Annotated in this window: 19 protein-coding genes; 6 read left to right on the forward strand and 13 right to left on the reverse strand. The window is 71.9% G+C overall.

The window, feature by feature from the left end; all coding sequences use genetic code 11:
- Positions 1-19: 19 nt before the first annotated feature.
- Positions 20-835, reverse strand: a complete 816-nt coding sequence (locus H4687_RS41895; protein WP_046919818.1) for an SAM-dependent methyltransferase — start codon at positions 833-835, stop codon at positions 20-22.
- A 176-nt stretch (positions 836-1,011) separates the two neighbouring features.
- Positions 1,012-1,311, reverse strand: coding sequence for a hypothetical protein (locus tag H4687_RS41900; RefSeq protein WP_078907422.1), 300 nt, complete (start codon positions 1,309-1,311; stop codon positions 1,012-1,014).
- A 24-nt stretch (positions 1,312-1,335) separates the two neighbouring features.
- Between H4687_RS41900 and H4687_RS41905 the strand changes: the two genes are divergently transcribed.
- A complete protein-coding gene (locus tag H4687_RS41905; RefSeq protein WP_046919816.1) occupies positions 1,336-2,358 on the forward strand; it encodes a sulfotransferase in 1,023 nt (340 codons plus the stop codon).
- Between the two features lie 75 nt (positions 2,359-2,433).
- Positions 2,434-3,150, forward strand: a complete 717-nt coding sequence (locus H4687_RS41910) for a DUF5701 family protein (protein WP_046919815.1) — start codon at positions 2,434-2,436, stop codon at positions 3,148-3,150.
- Here H4687_RS41910 and H4687_RS41915 read toward each other — a convergent pair.
- From H4687_RS41915 to H4687_RS41935, 5 genes are all read right to left on the reverse strand, one after another.
- On the reverse strand, positions 3,117-3,641 hold the full coding sequence (locus tag H4687_RS41915; protein WP_046919814.1) for a MarR family winged helix-turn-helix transcriptional regulator: 525 nt from the start codon (positions 3,639-3,641) through the stop codon (positions 3,117-3,119). The genes H4687_RS41910 and H4687_RS41915 overlap by 34 nt on opposite strands.
- 76 nt (positions 3,642-3,717) lie before the next feature.
- Positions 3,718-4,989: a multidrug effflux MFS transporter gene (locus H4687_RS41920; protein WP_046919813.1), complete on the reverse strand. Its 1,272-nt coding sequence runs from the start codon at positions 4,987-4,989 to the stop codon at positions 3,718-3,720.
- 79 nt (positions 4,990-5,068) lie between these two features.
- Positions 5,069-6,010 carry an SMP-30/gluconolactonase/LRE family protein gene (locus H4687_RS41925; RefSeq protein ID WP_078907391.1) on the reverse strand — a complete coding sequence of 314 codons (942 nt, stop codon included), beginning with the start codon at positions 6,008-6,010 and terminating at the stop codon, positions 5,069-5,071.
- Positions 6,011-6,122: 112 nt separating this feature from the next.
- Positions 6,123-6,776: an NADPH-dependent F420 reductase gene (locus H4687_RS41930; protein ID WP_046919812.1), complete on the reverse strand. Its 654-nt coding sequence runs from the start codon at positions 6,774-6,776 to the stop codon at positions 6,123-6,125.
- Positions 6,777-6,798: 22 nt separating this feature from the next.
- Positions 6,799-7,578, reverse strand: a complete 780-nt coding sequence (locus H4687_RS41935; protein ID WP_050398897.1) for an MBL fold metallo-hydrolase — start codon at positions 7,576-7,578, stop codon at positions 6,799-6,801.
- Positions 7,579-7,676: 98 nt separating this feature from the next.
- Here H4687_RS41935 and H4687_RS41940 point away from each other — a divergent pair, with 98 nt between their 5' ends.
- Positions 7,677-8,621, forward strand: coding sequence for an AraC family transcriptional regulator (locus tag H4687_RS41940; protein ID WP_404819304.1), 945 nt, complete (start codon positions 7,677-7,679; stop codon positions 8,619-8,621).
- A gap of 75 nt (positions 8,622-8,696) precedes the next feature.
- Here H4687_RS41940 and H4687_RS41945 read toward each other — a convergent pair whose 3' ends face one another.
- Positions 8,697-10,043 (reverse strand): jacalin-like lectin, encoded by a 1,347-nt coding sequence (locus H4687_RS41945; protein ID WP_046913045.1) that lies wholly within the window; start codon positions 10,041-10,043, stop codon positions 8,697-8,699.
- Between the two features lie 426 nt (positions 10,044-10,469).
- Here H4687_RS41945 and H4687_RS41950 point away from each other — a divergent pair, with 426 nt between their 5' ends.
- From H4687_RS41950 to H4687_RS41960, 3 genes are all read left to right on the forward strand, one after another.
- Positions 10,470-11,276 carry an MBL fold metallo-hydrolase gene (locus H4687_RS41950; protein WP_046913046.1) on the forward strand — a complete coding sequence of 269 codons (807 nt, stop codon included), beginning with the start codon at positions 10,470-10,472 and terminating at the stop codon, positions 11,274-11,276.
- 2 nt (positions 11,277-11,278) lie between these two features.
- Complete coding sequence (locus tag H4687_RS41955; protein ID WP_199813383.1) at positions 11,279-11,689, forward strand: nuclear transport factor 2 family protein; 411 nt, start codon at positions 11,279-11,281, stop codon at positions 11,687-11,689.
- Between the two features lie 79 nt (positions 11,690-11,768).
- A complete protein-coding gene (locus H4687_RS41960) occupies positions 11,769-12,473 on the forward strand; it encodes an alpha/beta hydrolase (protein WP_233443536.1) in 705 nt (234 codons plus the stop codon).
- 23 nt (positions 12,474-12,496) lie between these two features.
- Here H4687_RS41960 and H4687_RS41965 read toward each other — a convergent pair whose 3' ends face one another.
- The 5 genes from H4687_RS41965 to H4687_RS41985 all read right to left on the reverse strand — a co-directional run bounded on the left by H4687_RS41965 (position 12,497) and on the right by H4687_RS41985 (position 19,773).
- Positions 12,497-13,183, reverse strand: a complete 687-nt coding sequence (locus H4687_RS41965) for a hypothetical protein (RefSeq protein ID WP_046913048.1) — start codon at positions 13,181-13,183, stop codon at positions 12,497-12,499.
- A gap of 161 nt (positions 13,184-13,344) precedes the next feature.
- Positions 13,345-14,235, reverse strand: a complete 891-nt coding sequence (locus H4687_RS41970; RefSeq protein WP_046913049.1) for a calcium-binding protein — start codon at positions 14,233-14,235, stop codon at positions 13,345-13,347.
- 250 nt (positions 14,236-14,485) lie between these two features.
- The gene (locus tag H4687_RS41975; RefSeq protein ID WP_046913050.1) at positions 14,486-15,346 is read right to left on the reverse strand and encodes a 3-hydroxybutyryl-CoA dehydrogenase; all 861 of its coding nucleotides are present in this window, start codon (positions 15,344-15,346) and stop codon (positions 14,486-14,488) included.
- A 59-nt stretch (positions 15,347-15,405) separates the two neighbouring features.
- Entirely contained in the window at positions 15,406-18,636 is a 3,231-nt protein-coding gene (gene icmF, locus H4687_RS41980; RefSeq protein WP_046913051.1) for a fused isobutyryl-CoA mutase/GTPase IcmF, read from the reverse strand.
- Between the two features lie 126 nt (positions 18,637-18,762).
- Positions 18,763-19,773, reverse strand: a complete 1,011-nt coding sequence (locus H4687_RS41985) for a PDR/VanB family oxidoreductase (RefSeq protein ID WP_046913052.1) — start codon at positions 19,771-19,773, stop codon at positions 18,763-18,765.
- Positions 19,774-19,777: the final 4 nt, after the last annotated feature.

Raw genomic sequence — 19,777 nt, forward strand, 5'->3', positions numbered from 1 at the left:
CGGGTGAGGCCGGGCGGTGTCAGCGCTTGCGCGCCACCGCCCCCAACTGGGGTACGACCACGGGCTCGTCGCCGGGATCGGGGCGCCACCGGGAGCAGGAGACGAGGCCCGGTTCCAGGAGGGCGAGGCCGTCGAAGTACCGGCCTACCTCGGCGGCGGAGCGCGCGGTGACCGGCGGCTCGGCGTTGGCGTTCCAGAACTCCATCGCGGCCGCCTGGAGTTCGCCGCCGAGTTCGGGCTCGGTGGTGGGGTGGGTCAGTACGAGGAAGCTGCCGGGGGCGAGCGGCTCCAGCAGCCGGCGCGCGATGGCCCGCGCCTCGGTGTCGTCGAGGACGAAGTTGAGGATGCCGAGGAGCATCAGGGCCACGGGCTCGGCGAGGTCGAGCGTCCGGCCGGCGATGCGCAGGATGGTGTCCGGGTCGTGCGCGTCGGCGTCGATGTAGACGACGGCGCCCTCGTCGGTGCTGGTCAGCCGGGTGCGGGCGGCCGCGAGGACGACCGGGTCGTGGTCGACGTACACGATCCTCGACGCGGGCGCGACGCGCTGGGCGATCTCGTGGGTGTTCTCCAGGGCGGGCAGGCCGGAGCCGATGTCGAGGAACTGGCGTATCCCGTGCTCCTCGGCGAGATGGCGCACGGCGCGGGAGAGGAACCGACGGTCGGCGGACGCGATGTCACGGATGACGGGGATCATGCCCGCGACGTGATCACCGACCTGCCGGTCGACCGGGTGGTTGTCCGTGCCGCCCTGCCAGTAGTTCCAGACACGGGCGTTGTGCGCGGTCGCGGTGTCGGGCTGCCTCGGCGGGGTCGTGTCGGCCTGGCTCTCGCTCACGTCGTCCTCTCTTCGCACGCCCGAGGATGCGGTGGGCGCGGGCGGTCGACACCCGCGCCGGCGTGATGTGGCGTCAGCCTCCCACAGCGAGGTACGAGGGCTTCCGACGGACGGACGGACGCACGGACCGACGGCCGGCTCGGTGGCCGCGCCCCACGCCCCACTCCGGGGCCCGCTCAGGAAGCCGCGGCCGCTTCCGTCGCTTCGGACCCGTGGTCGGCGCCCGTGGCCTCGTCCTGTGCCATGCGGAGGAAGCGCCGGATCGCCTCGACCGACATGTCGAGCGCCTCGGACGCGGAGTCCTCGTCACCGAACATCTGTACGGCCTCGGTGACGGCCACGGCCAGTTCGGTCTCCGCCTTGCGGACCTTGCCCTCGGCCTTGTCCACGGTGTCGACGACCGCCAACTGGCGGCGCTGCTTCTCCTGGAGTCGCTGTTTGCGGGAAAGTGTCTTGTCGGAGTTCTGCACAGTCATGGCCAAGATCATAATAGGGGGATCATGCGCTCTCCGACCTTCGTCTTCGGTACCGGGCGCAGCGGCTCGACCGCGCTGTCCCGCATCCTCAACGCCCACCCGGACGTGCTCAGTCTGAACGAGTACATGGCCTCGGTGGGCGACGCGTCCTTCCCGCCGGGGGAGGTGGACGGCGAGGAGTTCTGGCAGGCGCTCGTCCGGCCCGCCCCGCACTTCGAGCGGATGATCCGCAGTGGGGTGCCACTGCCGGAGTTCCTCTACACCCGCCGCCCCGGCAGGTACACGGCGGAGACGACGGGCATTCCCGCGCTCTCCCTGATGGTGCTGCCCCACCTGACCGACGATCCGGACGCACTGCTCGACGAACTCGGCGCGGAGGTGCCCCGGTGGCCGAAGCGCACCGCCGCCGAGCATCACCGGGCCCTGTTCGGGCTGCTCTGCGTGCGGTTCGCCCGCACCGCCGTCGTGGAGCGCTCCGGCTACTCGACCGGCTGGGCGCCGGGACTGCGGGCGGCCTTCCCGGACGCCACCTTCGTGCACATGTTCCGCGACGGCCCGGACTGTGCCCTGTCCATGAGCCGTCACCCCGGCTACCGCGCGATCTCGCTGATGCGTGAGATCAAGGCACGGTCCGGCATCGACAGCTTCGCCGAGCTGACCTCCGAGCACGTCCGCGCACTGCCCCCCGACCTGGCGCCCCTGCTCGACGAACGCTTCGATCCCGCGCTCGTACGCGACCGGCACATCCCCCTGCGGACCTTCGGCGCCCTGTGGTCCGAACTCGTCACCGAGGGAACGGAGTTCCTCGCCGGGCTCCCCGTCGACCGGCGCGCCACCCTCGCCTACGAGGACCTGCTGGACGACCCCGCCCACGAACTGACCCGGCTGGCCGGCTTCATCGGCGTGGCCCCGCTGCCCCGGTGGCTGCACACCTCGTCCGCCTCGCTGGACCACGGTCGGCGCGGCTCCGCCCGCACCCTGCCCGCGGCCGAACTCGCCGCACTGCGGGCCGCGTGCGCGCCGGGCGAGCGCGTCCTGCGGACCTAGCGCGGCGGCGGGAACATTCGTGCGGGCCGCCTCGTTGCCTTCCAGTCCGCACCTCGTCCTACTCCTGGGAGCATCGTGCCGAAGTCCACGCCCGCAACGTCCGTAGTCCTCCCCGCACTTCCGACCCTGAGCGCGCAGGCCGAGCGACTGATCGAGCTGGGCGTGCACGAACTCGCCGGACTGTCCGCCGACGAGGTCCGTACCTTCGCCGAGACCGTCGAGGCCGCGGCCGCACCGGCGTCCGGCGACGGCGTCCTGCTCGCGGTCCACCCGGACCTCGCCCCGGCCTCCGCGCTCGCGCCGCTGCTCCGCCGAGGAGACAAGCCGGGCTTCGTCGTCACCGACATGTCCGACGTCGACCGCTTCACGCCCTGTGCCGTGGAGGTGCCCGACGCCCGCCTCTACCTGGTCACCGGTCTCGACCGGGGCGATCACCTGAGCAACTGGAGGCCGGAGGAGGCGTTGCCCGCCCTCGCCGGGGAGGACCGGACCCCGCTGCTGCTCACCGAGGGCCTCCACTGGGTGCTCCAGCAGCCGGCGGTCCTCGAACGCAACCACTGCTTCATGACCATCGGCTCCCGGCTGCGCAAGGAGAACGGCGCGCTGGACGCCCGCACCCCGGCGATCTGGATCAGCAACGGCACCGGGCGCGACGGCGTCGAGCGCCGCGACGCCCCCAAGGTCGGCTGGTGCTGGTGGGGCAACCGGCACACCTGGCTGGGCTTCGCCTCCGCGACGAGGCGCGGGGCCCTGGACCGTCAGGAGAGGGGGCTCCCGGCGACCGGTGTGTGACCCGGCTGCCGGGGGCTAGCGCACGTGCCCCGTGTCTCCGGCCGGCCGTGCCGCTCGGTGAGGGGGGCGAGTCGGTCCGTCAGATCGGTCAACTGCTCCGGTCCGACGCGGAGCCGGGCGAGGCCGCCGAGCACGGCGGCCTCGTAGGTGCCGCTGCTCCGGTGGACGAGGGCCGCGCCCCCGTCGGTGAGGGTCACATGGGTCGCGCGCGCGTCGCGGGGGCAGCGTGAGCGGGTGAGCCGTCCCAGGAGTTCCTGGCGGGACACGGAGCGGGAGGCCCGGCTACGGGAGAAGGCGAGCGACGCGGCGACATCGGTGATGTGCAGGAAGCGGTAGGGGGAGGCGTGCAGGAGGGACAGGACCGCGAGTTCGTCCCAGGAGATGCCGAACTCCCGCCGCAGGGTGCGGTTCACCGAGGTTTCGAGCAGGCGGCTGAACCGGGCGAGGATCTCGCAGGCCCGGACGTCAGCCGTGCCGGGGTCTTCCTTCATGGGGGAGGGCTCGTTTCCTGAGGTGTTCGACGCGTCGGTGCGGGAGGGGGCGGATTGCCGTGGGGGAGCCGGCGGTTCACCCGGCCAGCGGGTCGGGGGCCGCCCGCCAGGGGCGGCACAGGGCGAGGAAGCTGCCCGTCGCGGCCAGCGCGAGGCCGAGGACGGACACGGCCATGGGCAGCGCGGTGGTCCGGCCGCCGAGGCCGGCGAGGGCGGGAGCGAGCGCCCCCATGAGGAACTGGGTGCTGCCCAGGAGGGCGGAGGCGCTGCCCGCCGCGTGGGGGGCGCGTTGCAGGCACAGCGCGGTGGTGGTGGGCAGGATCATGCCGACCGGGCAGGCGGCGAGGAACAGCGCGACGGCGATCCAGGGCAGGCCCGCGTGGGTGGTGCCGACCAGGAGAACCAGGGCGGTCCCCGCGGCACCGAGCAGCGCCAGGCCGGCCGCCAGGACGCGGTGCGAGGGGAAGCGGCCGAGCAGAAACGTGGCGTTGAGCCGGCCGGTGGCGACCATGCCGAGCGAGTTGACGGCGAAGATCAGGCTGTACGTCTGCGGGGAGGCGCCGTAGATCTGCTGCAGGGTGAAGGAGGAGCCGGCGATGTAGGCGAACAGCGCGGCGAAGCCGAGGCCGCCGGTGAGCAGATAGCCGGTGAAACCGCTGTCGCGGAGCAGGCCGCGCATGGTGCGCAGGGTGGCGGGCAGTCCGCCGGAGCGGCGGCGCGTGGTCGGCAGGGTTTCGGACAGCCGCGTCGCGGTGGCGGCCAGGACGACCAGGCCCAGCAGGGTCAGGGCGGCGAAGACCCCGCGCCACGAGGTCAGGCGCAGCAGCTGGGCGCCGAGCACGGGGGCGACGATCGGTGCGGTGCCCGACACCAGCATCAGGGCCGACAGCAGCCGGGCGGCGGCGAGCCCGTCGTACAGGTCCCGGACCACGGCACGGGCGATGACGATGCCGGCGGCTCCGGCCAGGCCCTGGACCAGACGCATGGAGATGAGCACCCCGGGGCTCGGCGCGAGCGCGCACACGGCACTCGCCGCGACGTACACCGCCGCCCCCGCCAGCAGGGGCCGCCGACGGCCGAGGGCGTCGCTGAGCGGGCCGATGACCAGCTGGCCCACACCGATACCGATCATGAAGGCGGTCAGGGTCAGCTGGGTGACGGCCTGTGAGATGTGCAGGTCGTCGCCGACCTGGGGGAGGGCCGGCAGATAGAGGTCGACGGTGAGCGGACCGAGCGCGGTGAGCGATCCCAGGACCAGGACGAGGGTTGGACGGCGGAGGCGGCCGGGCGGCTGCGGCCCGGGGTGGTGGCGTTGCGGGGTCTCGGTGGTCCGGGGTGTCTCGGACATGGGCGTTCCCGGGGGTGTGGGCGGGCGCGGTGCCGCTCCGCGGCCTCGGTGCCGAGGCCGGGGAGGGGGAGGGGCCGTGTCAGTGGTCGAGGTGGGCCAGCAGGAGGTTGGGGTCCTCGTTCGTGAGGTAGGCGGCGCTGGGGACGTACACCGTGTGGTCGTGGACCGCGATGGAGGTGGGCGTCCGCAGGCCGTCGGCCGCGGTGAGGACGGCGGTGTGCGTGCCGTCGGGGCGTACGAGGTCGACCTCGTCGTCGTCGCGGGCGGCGAGCAGGGTGTCGCCGCGGCCGGTGAAGGCGAAGTCGTCGATGTACGGCATACCGCTCGCGTGGACCTGGATCTTTCCGGCCCTGCCTCGCGCGGTCACCGGGATGCGCAGGACGGTGCCCCGGTCGAGGTTGGTGGCCCAGACGGCGCCGTTGTGCAGCTTCAGGCCGTTGGCGCCGGCGAAGGTGGTGGGCTTCAGCGCCTTGTCGTCGGCCCACACGGTCGCGTTCCCGCCCTTGGCCGGAACGCGGTAGATGACCCCGTGCACGGAGTCGGTGGCGTAGAGGCGGTGGGTGTGCCGGTCGAGGGACAGGCCGTTGGGCAGTCCGTCGGCGGGGAGGGCCGCGATGCGATGCGGGCGGCCGCCGGGGCGGACGGCCCAGATGCCGGTGAGGTCGGCGGTGCCGGTGGCGTAGGTGACGTAGAGGGTGCCGTCGTCGGCGCGGGCGATGCCGCCGACGAACGCCTTGCCCAGGTTGGGGGTGTGGGGCTTCGCCGGCGCCGGCAGGGTGGCCAGGACGTGTGAGCGGCCGGACGGGGTGACGCGGACGATCTGCCGGGCGAAGGAGAAGGTCAGATAGGCGGCCCCGTCACGGCCGACGGTGATGTTCTCGGGCTGTTGCCCGGTGGCCAGGTCGAAGTGGGCAGCGACACGAGGCCGGGAGACGGGCTCGGTGGCCGCGGTGGCGGTCGTCGCGGTGGTCAGCAGGGCGACGGCTGCCGCGAGGACGGTGAGCGAGGAGCGGGCGTGCACGGGTCGGTTCTCCTGAATCGGGTCGGTGGGAGGGGACGCCCCGTTGCCGGCCCTTGTCACGACCGGCGACAGGGCGGAGCGTCGAGGTGGTGCGGAAAGCGGGTCGGCCGGCTCAGGGGGCGACGATCTTGATCGTGCTCGCCCAGCCGTGGCCGCCCGCGCGGAGCTGCAGTGCCATGTGCAGCAGCTGGAAGCCCTCCAGCTCGCGCGCGTGCCGGAGCGCGCCGACGTCGACCGGGGTGAGCCCGCCGGAGGAGACCAGGTCCGCGACCTGATTGCGTGCGGCCTCGTCGTCACCGGCGATGAAGACGTCGAGCGGGGTGCCGTCCACCTGTCCGGCGACGAGGGTGGTGGCGAACGTGGTGTTGAAGGCCTTGACGACGCGGGTGCCCGGCGCGGCGGCTTCGCCGATCCGCTCGGCGGCGGAGGTGCCGGGGGCGACGGCGAGGGCGTCGAACGCGGCGTCGACCGGGTTGCTGATGTCGACCAGCACCTTGCCGCTCAGCCGTGTTCCGTAGCGGGCCGCGAGCTGCTCGGCCGCGCCGAAGGGCACCGCGAGGACCACGATGTCCGCGCCGTCCACGGCGGAGTCGTCGGCGGCGACGGCCGTGCGGCCACCGCCGGTGTCCCCGGCGCGCAGCTCGTCGGCGAGCGCTACGGCCTTGCCGGTGTCCTTGGCGGTGATCGTGACCTCGTGGCCGCCCGCCAGGGCACGGATGGCGATGCCGCGGGCCATGGCGCCCGCTCCGACGATGGTGATCTTCATGGAGGTCGGCGCCTTTCTCGGCTCAGTTGCCGGCGGGGAAGAGGGAGCGGTTGGCGATGTCGATGATGAACGGGCCGACATGGGTGGGGTAGCGGTCCACGATGGCCTGCTTGTACGCGTCGCCGTCGTCGCCGAGGAGTGCGCGAGCGTCGGTGAGGTAGCGGCGGATGTCGGGGTAGATCTCGGGGCCGGTGGGCAGGCCGTGCCCGGCGAGGACGGTGTCGTAGCCGGTCTGGGCGGCGAGGAGGTCCAGGGCGTGTTCCCAGCCGGTGATGTCGTTGTTGCCGAGGTAGAGGTGGACGTCGTTGTAGACGAGGTCCTGGGCGACGAGGACGCCTTGTTCGGGGAGTTTGACGAGGAGACCGTCGGCGGCCTCGCCGCCGGTGACGGCCTCGAAGACGAAGGGGATGCCGTCGACGGTCTCGGTGCCGGGGGTGAGGTCGACGGTGGGGGTGAAGTCGGGGAGGGGGATGACCTGGCCGGTGGGCAGGCGGCTGTCGCCGCGGGCGATGATCTGTTCCCGGACCTGGGGCAGGGCGTGGACGGGTACGTCGAAGCGGGCGGCGCCGTTGTAGTGGTCGGGGTGGGCGTGGGTGACGATGAGGCGGTCGAGAGGCTTGCCGAGGCCTCGGGCGTAGGCGAGGGCCTCGTCGGCGTAGGCGGGCAGGAGTTGGGCGTCGATCGCGATGATCCGGGCTGGGGTCTCGATCAGCTGGGTGGTGGTGTGGAAGGTGTCGGCCGGGGACATGTAGCTGTGGATGCGGACCGCGCCCCTGTCGAGGACCGTGACTGTGCCGTTCATGAGGGTGCTCCCTGTGGTAAGGGCGGCGTCACGCCGCCTTGACGTCCTCCACTCTCTTCGGAAAACCACAGGCGGGCGAGATACCCTGGCGACAGGGCATGGTAGATCGAGGACATCTGGAGATCGTGATGCTTCCCGCGCGTCCGGACGGCGCCGACGCGTCCGCCGGCGGTCCCATCCTTCGGCTCGACTTCAGTCCGCCCGAGGAGCGCGTCCCCGGTTTCGAGGTCATCGACCTGGCGACCCTGCACGAGCGGCGCCGGCGCAGGGGCAGGCGGCCCGATCTGGTGCACCGGGTCGACTTCCACGCCCTCACCCTGGTCACCGAGGGCAGCGGCGAACACGCGATCGACTTCGTGACCTATCCGTGCCGCCCCGGCACGCTCCTGTGGGTCCGTCCCGGCCAGGTGCAGAGCTTCGTCCGGCCGGGCACGGCCAACGGCACACTCCTGCTGTTCACGGCGGCCTTCCCGCCCCACACCAGCAGCGCGGACCGGCTGGTCGACGAGTGGTACGGGTCGGCGTGCCGGCAGCTGGGCGCGACCCCGACCTACGCGGTGCTGTCCACGCTGATGGGTCAGATCCGGGCCGAGTACGGCCGGCCGGCGCAGAGCGTGTCGGCGGAGATCCTCCAACTGCTGCTGGCGACCGTCCTGTTGCAGATCGACCGGCTGCCCCACCCCGACAGCGGCGCAGGCCCGCGGGCCGGCGGCGAGGTCTACGCCCGTTTCCGTGCCGAGCTGGAACGCTCGTACGCCACCAGCCGGCGCGCCGCCGACTACGCCCACCACCTCGGCTACACCGTCAAGACCCTCACCCGCGCCTGCGTCGCCGCCACCGGACAGCCCGTCAAGCCCGTCATCGACGGCCGCGTCGCCCTGGAGGCACGGCGGCTGCTCGCCCACACCGACGAACCGGTGGCCACCATCGCCCGCCGCCTGGGTTTCCCCGAACCCACCAACTTCGGCAAGTTCTTCACCCGCCACACCGGCGTCACCCCCGGCGCCTTCCGGCAGACGCACCAGAGCCAGGGCCGCGCGTAGGAGCTCGCAGGGGAAAGCGCGAACGCGCGGCGGCGGCCGAGGAGGCCACCACCGCGCGTTCGGTACCGGGGCGTGTCAGCGCTGCGTGTAGAGGAAGCCCAGCTTGTCGATCTCGTCACCGGAACGACCGTGGAAACCGGCGAGCTGCCAGCCCGGCGGCACCGTCCGGGTCACACAGGTGGACGTGGTGGTCCCGCCGGACAGGCTCCTGCCGAGACTGGTCGTGAATTTTGCGGAGAAGATCCGCGTGCGGCCGTTCTTCTGGCCCTGGCACAGCTCGGCGGAGGTGACGTACTCCCCGCTGCCCAGGGACAGGGACGACAGCGTGCCGCCGGTGCCGCCGTGCCTGAGCGCCGTGCCGTTGTCGAGGGTGATGCCGACGCCGTCGACACGGGATCCGCTGCGCAGCGAGAGGGTGACGGGGCGCGCACCGGCCGGTACGGCGTCGATGTCGGTGTAGTGGTCGCCGTGGGGCCCGCCGAACTGGTCGCTGAGCCGCAAGCCCGGATCGCGCGACCAGGAGAAGCCGACCGCGACCGGGTCGTGGTCGGACAGCATGAGCCCGGCATCGGTGAGGAACCTGGCGTGCTCGTTGCCGTAGGACGTGGCCTTCAGCGACACGAGCCTGCTGCCGCGGTACAGGACCTTGTCGACGATCTCGCAGGTGTCGGGCACGGTGGGCCCCGTCTGGTCGCAGACCAGGGCGTCGCTGCCCTTGACGGGCGGGACACCGCCGCGGATCAGCTCCACCCAGGGGTCGGTGAGCCCGTTGGCGGCGGCGAACTCGGCGATGGTGTCCCCGCCGCGGGTGTACCGGGTGTTGGTGTCCCCCATGACGACGACGGCGTTGCCGGCCGAGTGGGTCTTGATGAAGGCCGTCAGCTGGTCGAGGTTGTCGGCGCGCGAGGCCAGGTCGCCGGCGTTGGTGCCGGCGTTGGTGTGCAGGTTGTAGAAGTCCGTGTACACGCCCTCGGTCAGGCGCACCCGCATGAAGGTGAAACCCTTGGGGGTGAGGCAGTCGCCGGAGTCGAACTGGCAGGAGTTCCAGCGCACCCGCTCGAAGTCGTCGACGTCGTAGGGGAACTTGGACAGGGTGTTCAGCCCGCTGCCTATGGCCGCGCCCCCGCTGGTGGGCGTGCGGTAGGCGTGCGCGGTGTTTCCGGCGTAGAGGTGCGCGTGGTAGTTGAAGTCCTCCTCGACGTGCACGATGTCGTACGGCGCGATGCGCCGGCCGATCTCCGTGGTGCTGGACTCGCGGGGCGTGGACGCGCTGGAGATGATCTCCGGCAGGCCCGCGACGTTGTAGATGAGGGTGCTGAAGGACCCGGAGGCCGGGTCGGCGGCAGCGGCGGGGGACGCGTTCGTGACGAACCCGCCGCAGGTGAGAGCCGCTGCCGCGAGGCAGGTGAGAAGACGGCGCATGGTGCGGTACTCCTGTGCGGAAGTGGGAGGGGCAGCCGGAACTTACCGCTGGTAACGCGCCGGTGTCGCCGGTCGGGACGCAGGAGATCGAAACTTGACCGCGTGGTCCAGGCCAGGTCTCGGGGCCGGGCCGCGGATGTGTCCGGACGGTCGCGGTATTGGCGAGTTCTTGACCCGGAGTCTCTCGCGCGGTTCACGGGGCGCGGCGAAGAATCGGCCGGAGCGAGGGCGAGGGCGGGTCGGCGACCGTGCCCCGGCGCGCGTCGGCGACGCGCGAGTGGTGAACCTCGTCCGATCATGGGAATACCTGACGAGTCAGGTAATGTTGTCGCGAGAGCCGCCCGCGTCCGACGGGCGGCACCCCCTCTCGTCACGAGGGCTCCGACCCCCGCGACTTCGGCCATGCCCCCTCTCGAAGGAATCATCATGAGCACCCTCGACTTCAAGGTCATCGACCTGGACTTCCCGGCCGGCAGCAAGAACAAGACCGCCACGCTGGTCACCGGCGAGAGCGAGGCGCTGCTGGTGGACGCGGCCTTCACCCGCGCCGACGGGCACCGCCTGGCCGCCGAGATCCTCGACTCCGGCAAGACGCTCACCACCGTGTTCGTCTCCCACGCCGACCCCGACTTCTACTTCGGCGCCGAGGTCGTCGCCGACGCCTTCCCCGACGCGGTGTTCGTCGCCACCCCGATCGTCATCGAGCACATCCGGCACTCCTACGAGGGCAAGCTCAAGGCCTGGGCCGCGCTCGGCCCGAACCTGCCCACCCGCCTGGTCGACCTTCAGCCGCTGACCGGCGACCTCACCCTGGAGGGCCACACCTTCCAGCTCAAGGGCGGCTCGGCCGGCCTGCCCGACCGCCACTACCTGTGGCAGGCGGAGTCCCGCGCGCTGCTCGGCGGTGTCCTGCTGTTCCAGCAGGAGCACGTCTGGGTCGCCGACACCGCCACCCCCGACGACCGCGCCGCCTGGATCGACCTGCTGGCGGAGATGGCCGCCCTCGACCCGCAACTCGTCGTACCCGGCCACCGCCTGCCCGGCACCGCCGCCGACGCCTCCGCCATCACCGCCACCCGCGACTACCTCCTCGCCTTCGAGGAGGAGCTGGGCAAGGCCGCCGACGGGGCCGCGCTCACCGAGGCGCTCATCGAGCGCTACCCGGACCACGGCATGCTGATCGCCGCCCAGATCGGCGCGAAGGTCGCCAAGGGCGAGATGAAGTGGGGCTGACCATGAGCGACTTCGCCACCTCCACCGCACCCGCCGACGTCGTACGCCGGCAGTACCTGGCCTCCGCCGCGGGCGACCTGGAAGCCCTGCGCGCCACCCTCGCCCCCGACGTGGAGTGGACGGAGATGGCCGGCTTCCCCCTGGCCGGCACCTACCGCACCCCCGACGGCGTCACCTCGAACGTGATGGAGCAGCTGGGCAAGGAGTGGGACGGCTGGGCGGCCCACGACGACACCTACGTCGTGGACGGCGAGAACGTCGTCGTCCTGGCCCGCTACACCGCCGCCAACAAGGCCACCGGCAGGCGGATCGACGTCCGGGTCGCGCACCACTTCGTCGTACGCGGCGGACTCATCGTCCGCTTCGAGCAGTTCGTCGACACCGCCCTCGTCCGCGACGCCATGACCGACTGACCTCCGCATGCCCGTACGCCGTGGCACCGCACGCGGCACGCCCGTGTCACGGCGTACGCCCCCACCCGAGGATGTTCCTGTGAATCCGAATCCGACCGTCGTACTGGTGCACGGGGCGATGCACACCCCGTGGATCTTCGAGCCGCTGCGCGAGCGGCTCACCGCCCGTGGCATCGCCTCGTCCGCCGTGCAACTCCCCAGCAGCGCCCCGGACAGTGCCGCCGCCCAGGGGCTCACGGAGGACGTCGCCGTGGTGCGCGCGGCGATCGAGGCCGTGGGCGGGCCCGTCGTGCTGGCCGCGCACTCCTACGGCGGAGTCCCCGCCACCTGGGCCGCGGCCGAGCAGCGCCAGGTCGCCGAACTGGTGTACCTGGCGGCGTTCGCGCTGGAACCCGGCACCTCGATGACGGAGTGGATGGGCGGCGACTTCCCGCCCACCTGGATCCACTCGCCCGACGGGCTCGCCGTCAAGGCCGGGGACGCGGAGGAATCCGTCTTCAGCGGGGTGGACCCCGCCCTGACGGCGGAGGCCGTCAAGCGCCTCAACTGGCAGGGCCTGCGCGCCTTCACCGAGAAACTGGGCGCCGCGCCCACCCGGGTCCCGCTGACCTATGTGGTGGCCACCGAGGACCCGGCGCTGCCGCCCCAGGTCCAGGAGCGGTGGGCCGCGCGTGCGGCCCACCGCGCACGGGTCGCCTCGGGGCACTCACCGCACCTGTCCCGTCCCGATGAGGTCGCCGACGTCCTCGCCGCGGCCGTCGCACGGGCCGCCGCCGGCCGGTGACCTCGTCGCCGGTGCGGTGAGGGTCAGGGCGTGAAGACCTCGTCGAGTCGGTCGATGGAGCCGTCGGCGCCGAGGTGGTAGGTGAAGACCAGACCGGAGTTCGGGTGTGCCTCCAGCCAGTCCAGGAACTCCTGGACTCCGATGGGCTGGTTCTCCGTGCTCTCCACGATGGGGTTGGTGACGGTGATGTCGGCGGCCTGGTCCATCGGGATGAAGGTCTCCTTGCCGACGGTCTCGAACGGCGCGCCGTCCGAGTCGGGGGTGCCGCACCCCCAGTTGCCGTGCTTGACGATCAGGCTGAGGAACCCGCCTTCCGGGGTGTAGCGGTAGACCGCGATCTCGTCCGGGGAGATGGGCATCTTGTGGTCGCAGTCGTCGGCCTCGCCGTCGGCGCCTTCCGAGGGGGTGGCGGCGGGGGCCGGTGACTTGGTGGCGGTCGGAACGCCTCCGGGGGCCTTGCCGCCCCCGCCGCTCGTGTCCTTGGAGACCTTCGCGTCGGGCTTGTCGGCCGTCGTGTCGGCCTGCGCCCCGGACTTGTCCTTGGTGCCGCTCGTCGCCGTCGCGGTCGGTTTCGTGTCACCGTCGGCGTCCGCCGTAGCGCCGTCGGCGGAGCATCCGGCGAGGCTCAGCGCGCCCGCGGCGCACATGCCCAGTACGGCTGCCTTGACGGCGCCCGGTCTGCGTCGGCTCTTCCTCGGCGTCAGGCTCATGGTTCGTCCCCCATCTTGGGTGTGCGAGGTCTCCGTGAGCCGCGTCGGCTCGGGAGCAAGGGACGAGTTTCAGCCGTCGGCAGTTGCACGTCCTGGCTAGATTGTGCACGTTGCCGGTGTCGGGCCGGACCGCGGTCCCGCGGTCCGGCCCGACGCGGGTCTCACGCCTCGCAGGCGCTCTTGGTGTCGCTCGTGTCGGCCGTGCAGGTGTCGGTGTTGGCGCCCCCGTTGAGGGAGTCGTTCCCGAACACGCCGTCCACGGCGTCGAGGGTGTCGTTGCCGGCCCCGCCGCTGTGGCTGTCGCCGCCGGCGCCGCCGACGAGGGTGTCGTTGCCCGTACCGCCCACCAGGAGGTCGTTGCCCCCGAAGCCGGACAGGATGTCGCCCGCCGTGCCCCCGGTGAGCGTGTCGCCGAACTGGCTGCCGTAGACGATCTCGACGTCCGTGAGGACGTTGTCGCCCTCCCCGCCGATTCCGTCGTCGGCGGCGTTGTCGAGGTCCACGACGACGCCGGAGCCGCTCTCCAGGTAGCTGGCGATGTCGCTGGCGCCGCCCCCGCCGCTGAGCCGGTCGGCGCCGGTACCGCCGATGAGGAGGTCGAAGGTGACGCCACCGTTCAGGGTGTCGTTGCCCGGGCCGCCGTTGAGGATGTTGCTGCCGGGGCTGGGGCCGCCGTTGACGACGTCGTTGCCGGACTCGCCCCGCAGGTCTCCGCGGACGTTGCCGGTCTTGGTGATGATGTCGTTGCCGTCACCGGCGTTGACCACGACCGTGTCGCTGTTCAGGCTCACCGGGCAGGCCACCGAGCCGTTGCCCTGGAGCGAGCAGCCGACGCCGGCGGTCAGGGTGTCGGAGGTGTCCTGGATGACGACGTTGGTCCCGGACAGGCTGACCGTGATGTTGTTCGCGCGTCCCGCCGCGGCGTTCACGACCACGTTGGTCCCGCTCTTGAACACACCGGTGGCCGCGCTCGCGGTCCCGCCGGTCAAGGTCACCGCGGAACCGGCCATCGCCGCCACCACCACGAACCGGAGTAACGCTGTTCTGCCCATGGGCTCCCTCTCGCTCGCCTGGATCGGCCCGGTCGCGCACGCGCTGGTGCGTCGAGCCGGTTCCACGGTGTCAGGCGGACGAGGAAGGTACATGGGGGGACGGCCCCCATGTACCGCCCGGCCGCACGGCGCTGCGGCGCGGGACGGAAGCGCGGGCTCAGACGTGGACGGCCGCTTCGAAGCCGAGCGCCCTACCGCTCCTCGCCGTAGGGCACACCCCCGTCCACGGAGACCAGGCAGGGCACGTGGCTCACGTGTCGTAGATGTGGAAGCCTCTGCCGCTCTTGCGGCCCAGGTGCCCCGCGGCGACCATGCGGCGCAGCAGCGCGGGCGGTGCGTACAGAGGCTCCTTGAACTCCTCGTACATCGACTCGGCCACCGCCTGCGCGGTGTCGAGGCCGATGAGGTCGAGCAGCCGCAGGGGGCCCATCGGGTGCGCACAGCCCAGCTCCATGCCCTGGTCGATGTCCTCCGGGCGGGCGCCGCCGGACTCCACCATCCGTACCGCGCTGAGCAGGTAGGGCACGAGCAGCGCGTTGACGACGAATCCGGAGCGGTCGGGTGCCTGGATGACCTCCTTGCCCAGCTGTGCGGCGAAGGCGCGGGTGCGCCGCAGGGTGTCCTCACTGGTGGTGAGGGCGGGGATCAGCTCGATCAGCCGCTGTACGGGCACGGGGTTGAAGAAGTGCATGCCGATGAGCTGCGCGGGCCGTTGGGTGACGACCGCGAGGTCGACGATGGGGATCGAGGAGGTGTTGGTGGCGAGGATCGCCGTCGGGTCCTCGACCGCCTTGTCCAGGGCGCGCAGCACCTCGGTCTTGATGTCGCGGTTCTCGGCGACGGCCTCGACGACGAACTGGCGGTCGGCCATGTCGCCGAGGTCGTGGGTGAAGGACAGCCCGGCGAGGGCCCGGTCCCGCTGCTGTTCGCTGAGCTTGCCGCGCCTTACGCCCCGGTCGAGGGAGGCGGTGATACGGCGGCGGCCGGCTTCGACGGCGTCGTGGGTGGCTTCGGCGACACGGACGTCGAGGCCGCTGTGGGCGGCGACTTCGGCGATGCCGGAGCCCATGAGGCCGCAGCCGACGACGCCGAGGCGGGTGACGGGATCCATCCGGGGTCCTATCTGCTGGGCCCCGCGCGTGGTGCCGCGCGGGACTTGCGGGCTGAGGTTCAGACGTTGCGGCGGTACTGGCCGCCGACCTCGAAGAACGCCTCGGTGATCTGCTGGAGCGAGCAGACCCGGGCGGCCTCCATGAGGACGGCGAAGACGTTGCGGCCGCTCACCGCCGCGTCCTTGAGGGCGGTCAGGGCGGCGTGGGCCGGGTCCCGGTGGCGGGCCTGGTACTCCCGCACGCGCTCCAGCTGGGACTGCTTCTCCGCCTCGGTGGCGCGGGCCAGCTCGATGACGCCGGGCTCGGCGGTGTCGGCGTGGGGGTTGCGGAAGGTGTTGACGCCGATGAGGGGCAGGGTGCCGTCGTGCTTGCGCTGCTCGTAGAGCATCGACTCGTCCTGGATGCGGCCGCGCTGGTAGCCGGTCTCCATCGCGCCGAGCACACCGCCGCGTTCGTTGATCCGCTCGAACTCCACAAGGACCGCCTCCTCGACCAGGTCGGTGAGTTCGTCGACGATGAACGACCCCTGGAGGGGGTTCTCGTTCATGGCCAGGCCCCACTCCCGGTTGATGATCAGCTGGATGGCCAGGGCCCGGCGTACGGAGTCCTCGGTGGGGGTGGTGACGGCCTCGTCGTAGGCGTTGGTGTGCAGGCTGTTGCAGTTGTCGTAGATCGCGATGAGGGCCTGGAGGGTGGTGCGGATGTCGTTGAAGTCCATCTCCTGGGCGTGCAGGGACCGTCCGGAGGTCTGGACGTGGTACTTCAGCTTCTGCGAGCGGTCGTTCGCGCCGTACTTCTCCTTCATCGCGACGGCCCAGATGCGGCGGGCGACCCGGCCGAGGACCGCGTACTCGGGGTCCATGCCGTTGGAGAAGAAGAACGACAGGTTCGGGGCGAAGTCGTCGATGCGCATGCCGCGGGCGAGGTAGGCCTCGACGTAGGTGAAGCCGTTGGCCAGGGTGAAGGCCAGCTGGCTGATGGGGTTGGCCCCGGCCTCGGCGATGTGGTAGCCGGAGATGGACACCGAGTAGAAGTTGCGGACCTGGTTCGCGATGAACCACTCCTGGATGTCCGCCATCATCCGCAGGGAGAACTCGGTGGAGAACAGGCAGGTGTTCTGGCCCTGGTCCTCCTTGAGGATGTCGGCCTGCACCGTGCCGCGCACGTTCGCCAGCGCGTGCGCGGTCAGTTCGGCCGCCTCCTCGGGCGAGGGGCCGCGGCCCTCGGCGGCGCGGAACCGCTCGGTCTGCTGGTCGATGACGGTGTTGAGGAAGAACGCCAGGACGGTCGGCGCGGGTCCGTTGATCGTCATGGAGACCGAGGTCGTGGGCGCGACCAGGTCGAAGCCGTCGTAGAGCGCCTTCATGTCCGCCAGCGTGGCGACCGACACCCCGGAGGTGCCGACCTTGCCGTACACGTCGGGGCGCTCGTCCGGGTCGCGGCCGTAGAGGGTGACCGAGTCGAACGCGGTCGACAGCCGGGTGGCCGGCTGGCCCTCGGAGAGCAGCTTGAAGCGCCGGTTGGTGCGGAACGGATCGCCCTCGCCGGCGAACATACGGGCCGGGTCCTCGCCGTCGCGCTTGAAGGGGAACACCCCGGCGGTGAAGGGGAAGTGGCCGGGGAGGTTCTCCCGGCGCCAGAAGTTCACGAGTTCCCCGTGGTCGGTGAAGCGGGGCAGCGCGACACGGGGGATCCTGTTGCCGGACAGCGACTCACGGGTGAGCTTGGTGCGGATCTCCTTGTCCCGGACCTTCACGACCTGCTCGTCGCCCGAGTAGGAGGCGATGACGGCGGGCCAGTTCGCGATCTGCTCGACGAGGTCGTGCGGGAGCCGCCGCCGGGCGTCCTCCAGCAGCGATCCCACGTCGTCCGCGCCGAGGCCGGCGTCGAGGAGTTCGCCCCTGACCGCGTCCAGGCGCTGCACCCGTCGGGCGGCCTCGGCGAGCCGGCCGGTCTCGGCGTGGTAGGCGCGGACGGAGTCGGTGATCTCGGCGAGGTAGCGCACCCGGTCGGCGGGCACGACCTGGCGGATGCCCGAGGAGTGGCGCGCGTCGACCACCGCGAGCGTGCCCCCGGACAGGGGCAGCCCCTTGTCGGCCAGGGCGGTGCGCAGATGCTGGTAGAGCGCGGTCACACCGTCGTCGTTGAACGTGGCCGCCGAGGTGCCGTACACCGGCATGTCCTCGGGCCGCATGCCGAACGCCTCGCGGTTGCGGACCAGTTGGCGGCCCACGTCGCGCAGCGCGTCCTTGGCGCCGCGCCGCTCGAACTTGTTGATCGCCACGACGTCGGCGAAGTCGAGCATGTCGATCTTCTCCAGCTGCGAGGCGGCACCGAACTCGGGTGTCATCACGTACAGCGAGGTGTCGACGAACGGCACGATCGCCGCGTCGCCCTGGCCGATGCCCGGTGTCTCCACGATCACCAGGTCGAACCCGGCGGCCTTGACCACGTCGATCACGTCGGTCAGGTGCTCGGGCAGCTCCCGGCTGCCGCGGGTGGCCAGGCTCCGGAAGAACACCCGGCTGCTGTCGAGGGAGTTCATCCGGATGCGGTCGCCGAGCAGGGCGCCGCCGCCCCGGCGGCGGGTCGGGTCGACCGCGATCACGGCGATCCGCAGCTTGTCCTGCTGGTCGACGCGGAACTGGCGCACCAGTTCGTCGGTGAGTGAGGACTTGCCCGAACCGCCGGTGCCGGTGATGCCCAGGACCGGGGTGACCCGGGCCGCGGCGGCGGCCCGCAGCTGGGCCAGGAAGTCGGCCGGCAGCTTGCCGAGTTCGGCTCCGGTGACGGTACGGGCGATCGCGAACCGATCGCCCGCGAGGACGGCGGCGACGTCGGCCGGCTTGCCGTCCCACAGGTCGAAGTCGCAGTCCCGCACGACCGAGTTGACCATCCCGGCCAGCCCCATCCGCTGACCGTCCTCCGGGGAGAAGATGGTCACCCCGCTCGCCCGCAGCCGGGTGATCTCCTCCGGCACGATGACACCGCCGCCACCGCCCACCACACGGACGTGGTCGGCGCCCTGCGCGCGCAGCGACTCGACCAGGTACTCGAAGTACTCCACGTGTCCGCCCTGGTAGGACGAGACCGCCACTCCGTGGGCGTCCTCCTCCAGCGCCGCGTCCACGACCTCCCGGACCGACCGGTTGTGTCCGAGGTGGATCACCTCGGCGCCCTGGGACTGGAAGATCCGCCGCATGATGTTGATCGACGCGTCGTGTCCGTCGAACAGGGCCGAAGCCGTGACCAGACGGACGGGGTGCACGGGCTGGTGCAGGTCGCTCATGGGGGCCTTCCCGGACGGGTCGCTGAAACTCTGCTGCAGAGATACTAGGACGTCCTACTAAATTGCCGGAAGTGCCGACGCGGATGTGAGCAGCGGCACAGGGCCGTTCGGGCGACGGCCCCCTGGTCACAGGTCGAGGACCAGACGGGGCCCGCACGCACGGGAGACGCAGATGAGCATGGTCTCGCCGGCCGCCCGCTCGTCCTCGGTCAGCAGGGAGTCGCGGTGCTCGGGTTCGCCGTCGAGCACGTCGGTCTCGCAGGTGCCGCAGGTGCCTTCCCGGCAGGAGAAGTCCACCGTGACACCGGCCTCCTCCAGGGTTTCGAGCACCGAGCGGTCCGGCGGCACGATGAGGGTGAGCCCGGAGCGGGCCAGCTCCACCTCGAAGGCCTCGTACGCCCCGGCGTCGGCCGCCTCGCCCGTTCCGGCCGCCCCGGCCGTCTCGGCCGGGGCGAACCGCTCGACGCCCAGTGTGTCCGGGGGCCAGCCGGCCGACGCCTCCCGCACGGCCCGCAGCAGGGGCTCGGGACCGCAGGCGTGCACCAGGGTGTCCGGCTCGGGCGGGCCGAGGAAGGCGCCGAGGTCCAGCAGGCCGTACTCGTCCTGGGGGCGGATCAGGACGCGGTCACCGTAGGGGGCGAGACGGTCCAGGAACGCCATGGAGGTGCGGGTGCGGCCGCCGTACAGCAGGCGCCAGTCGGTGCCCGCGGCGGCCGCGGCCTCGACCATGGGAAGGATCGGCGTGATGCCGACGCCGCCCGCGACGAACAGCTGCCGTCCGGCGGGCCGCAGCGGGAAGTTGTTCCGTGGCCCGCGGACCCGGACGGTGCTGCCCTCGCGCAGACGGTCGTGGACGTACGCGGAGCCGCCGCGGCCCCGCGGCTCGCGCAGTACGGCGATCTGCCAGGAACCGCGCTTCTCCGGGTGCCCGCACAGGGAGTACTGCCGGATCAGGGTGCCGGCTGCGTCGTCGCGGTCGTCGCCGTCCAGCAGTACGTCGATGTGGGCGCCCGGTGTCCAGGCGGGGAGCGGCTCGCCGTCCGGGCGGCGCAGGGTGAGGGTGACGACGCCGTCGGCGGCGGGGGCGCGGGTCTCGACGGTCAGGATCGTCCCGGCCGGGGGCAGTCGGTCGTTCATGGTG

The sequence above is a fragment of the Streptomyces stelliscabiei genome (genome assembly GCF_014873495.1).
GTDB lineage: Bacteria > Actinomycetota > Actinomycetes > Streptomycetales > Streptomycetaceae > Streptomyces > Streptomyces bottropensis.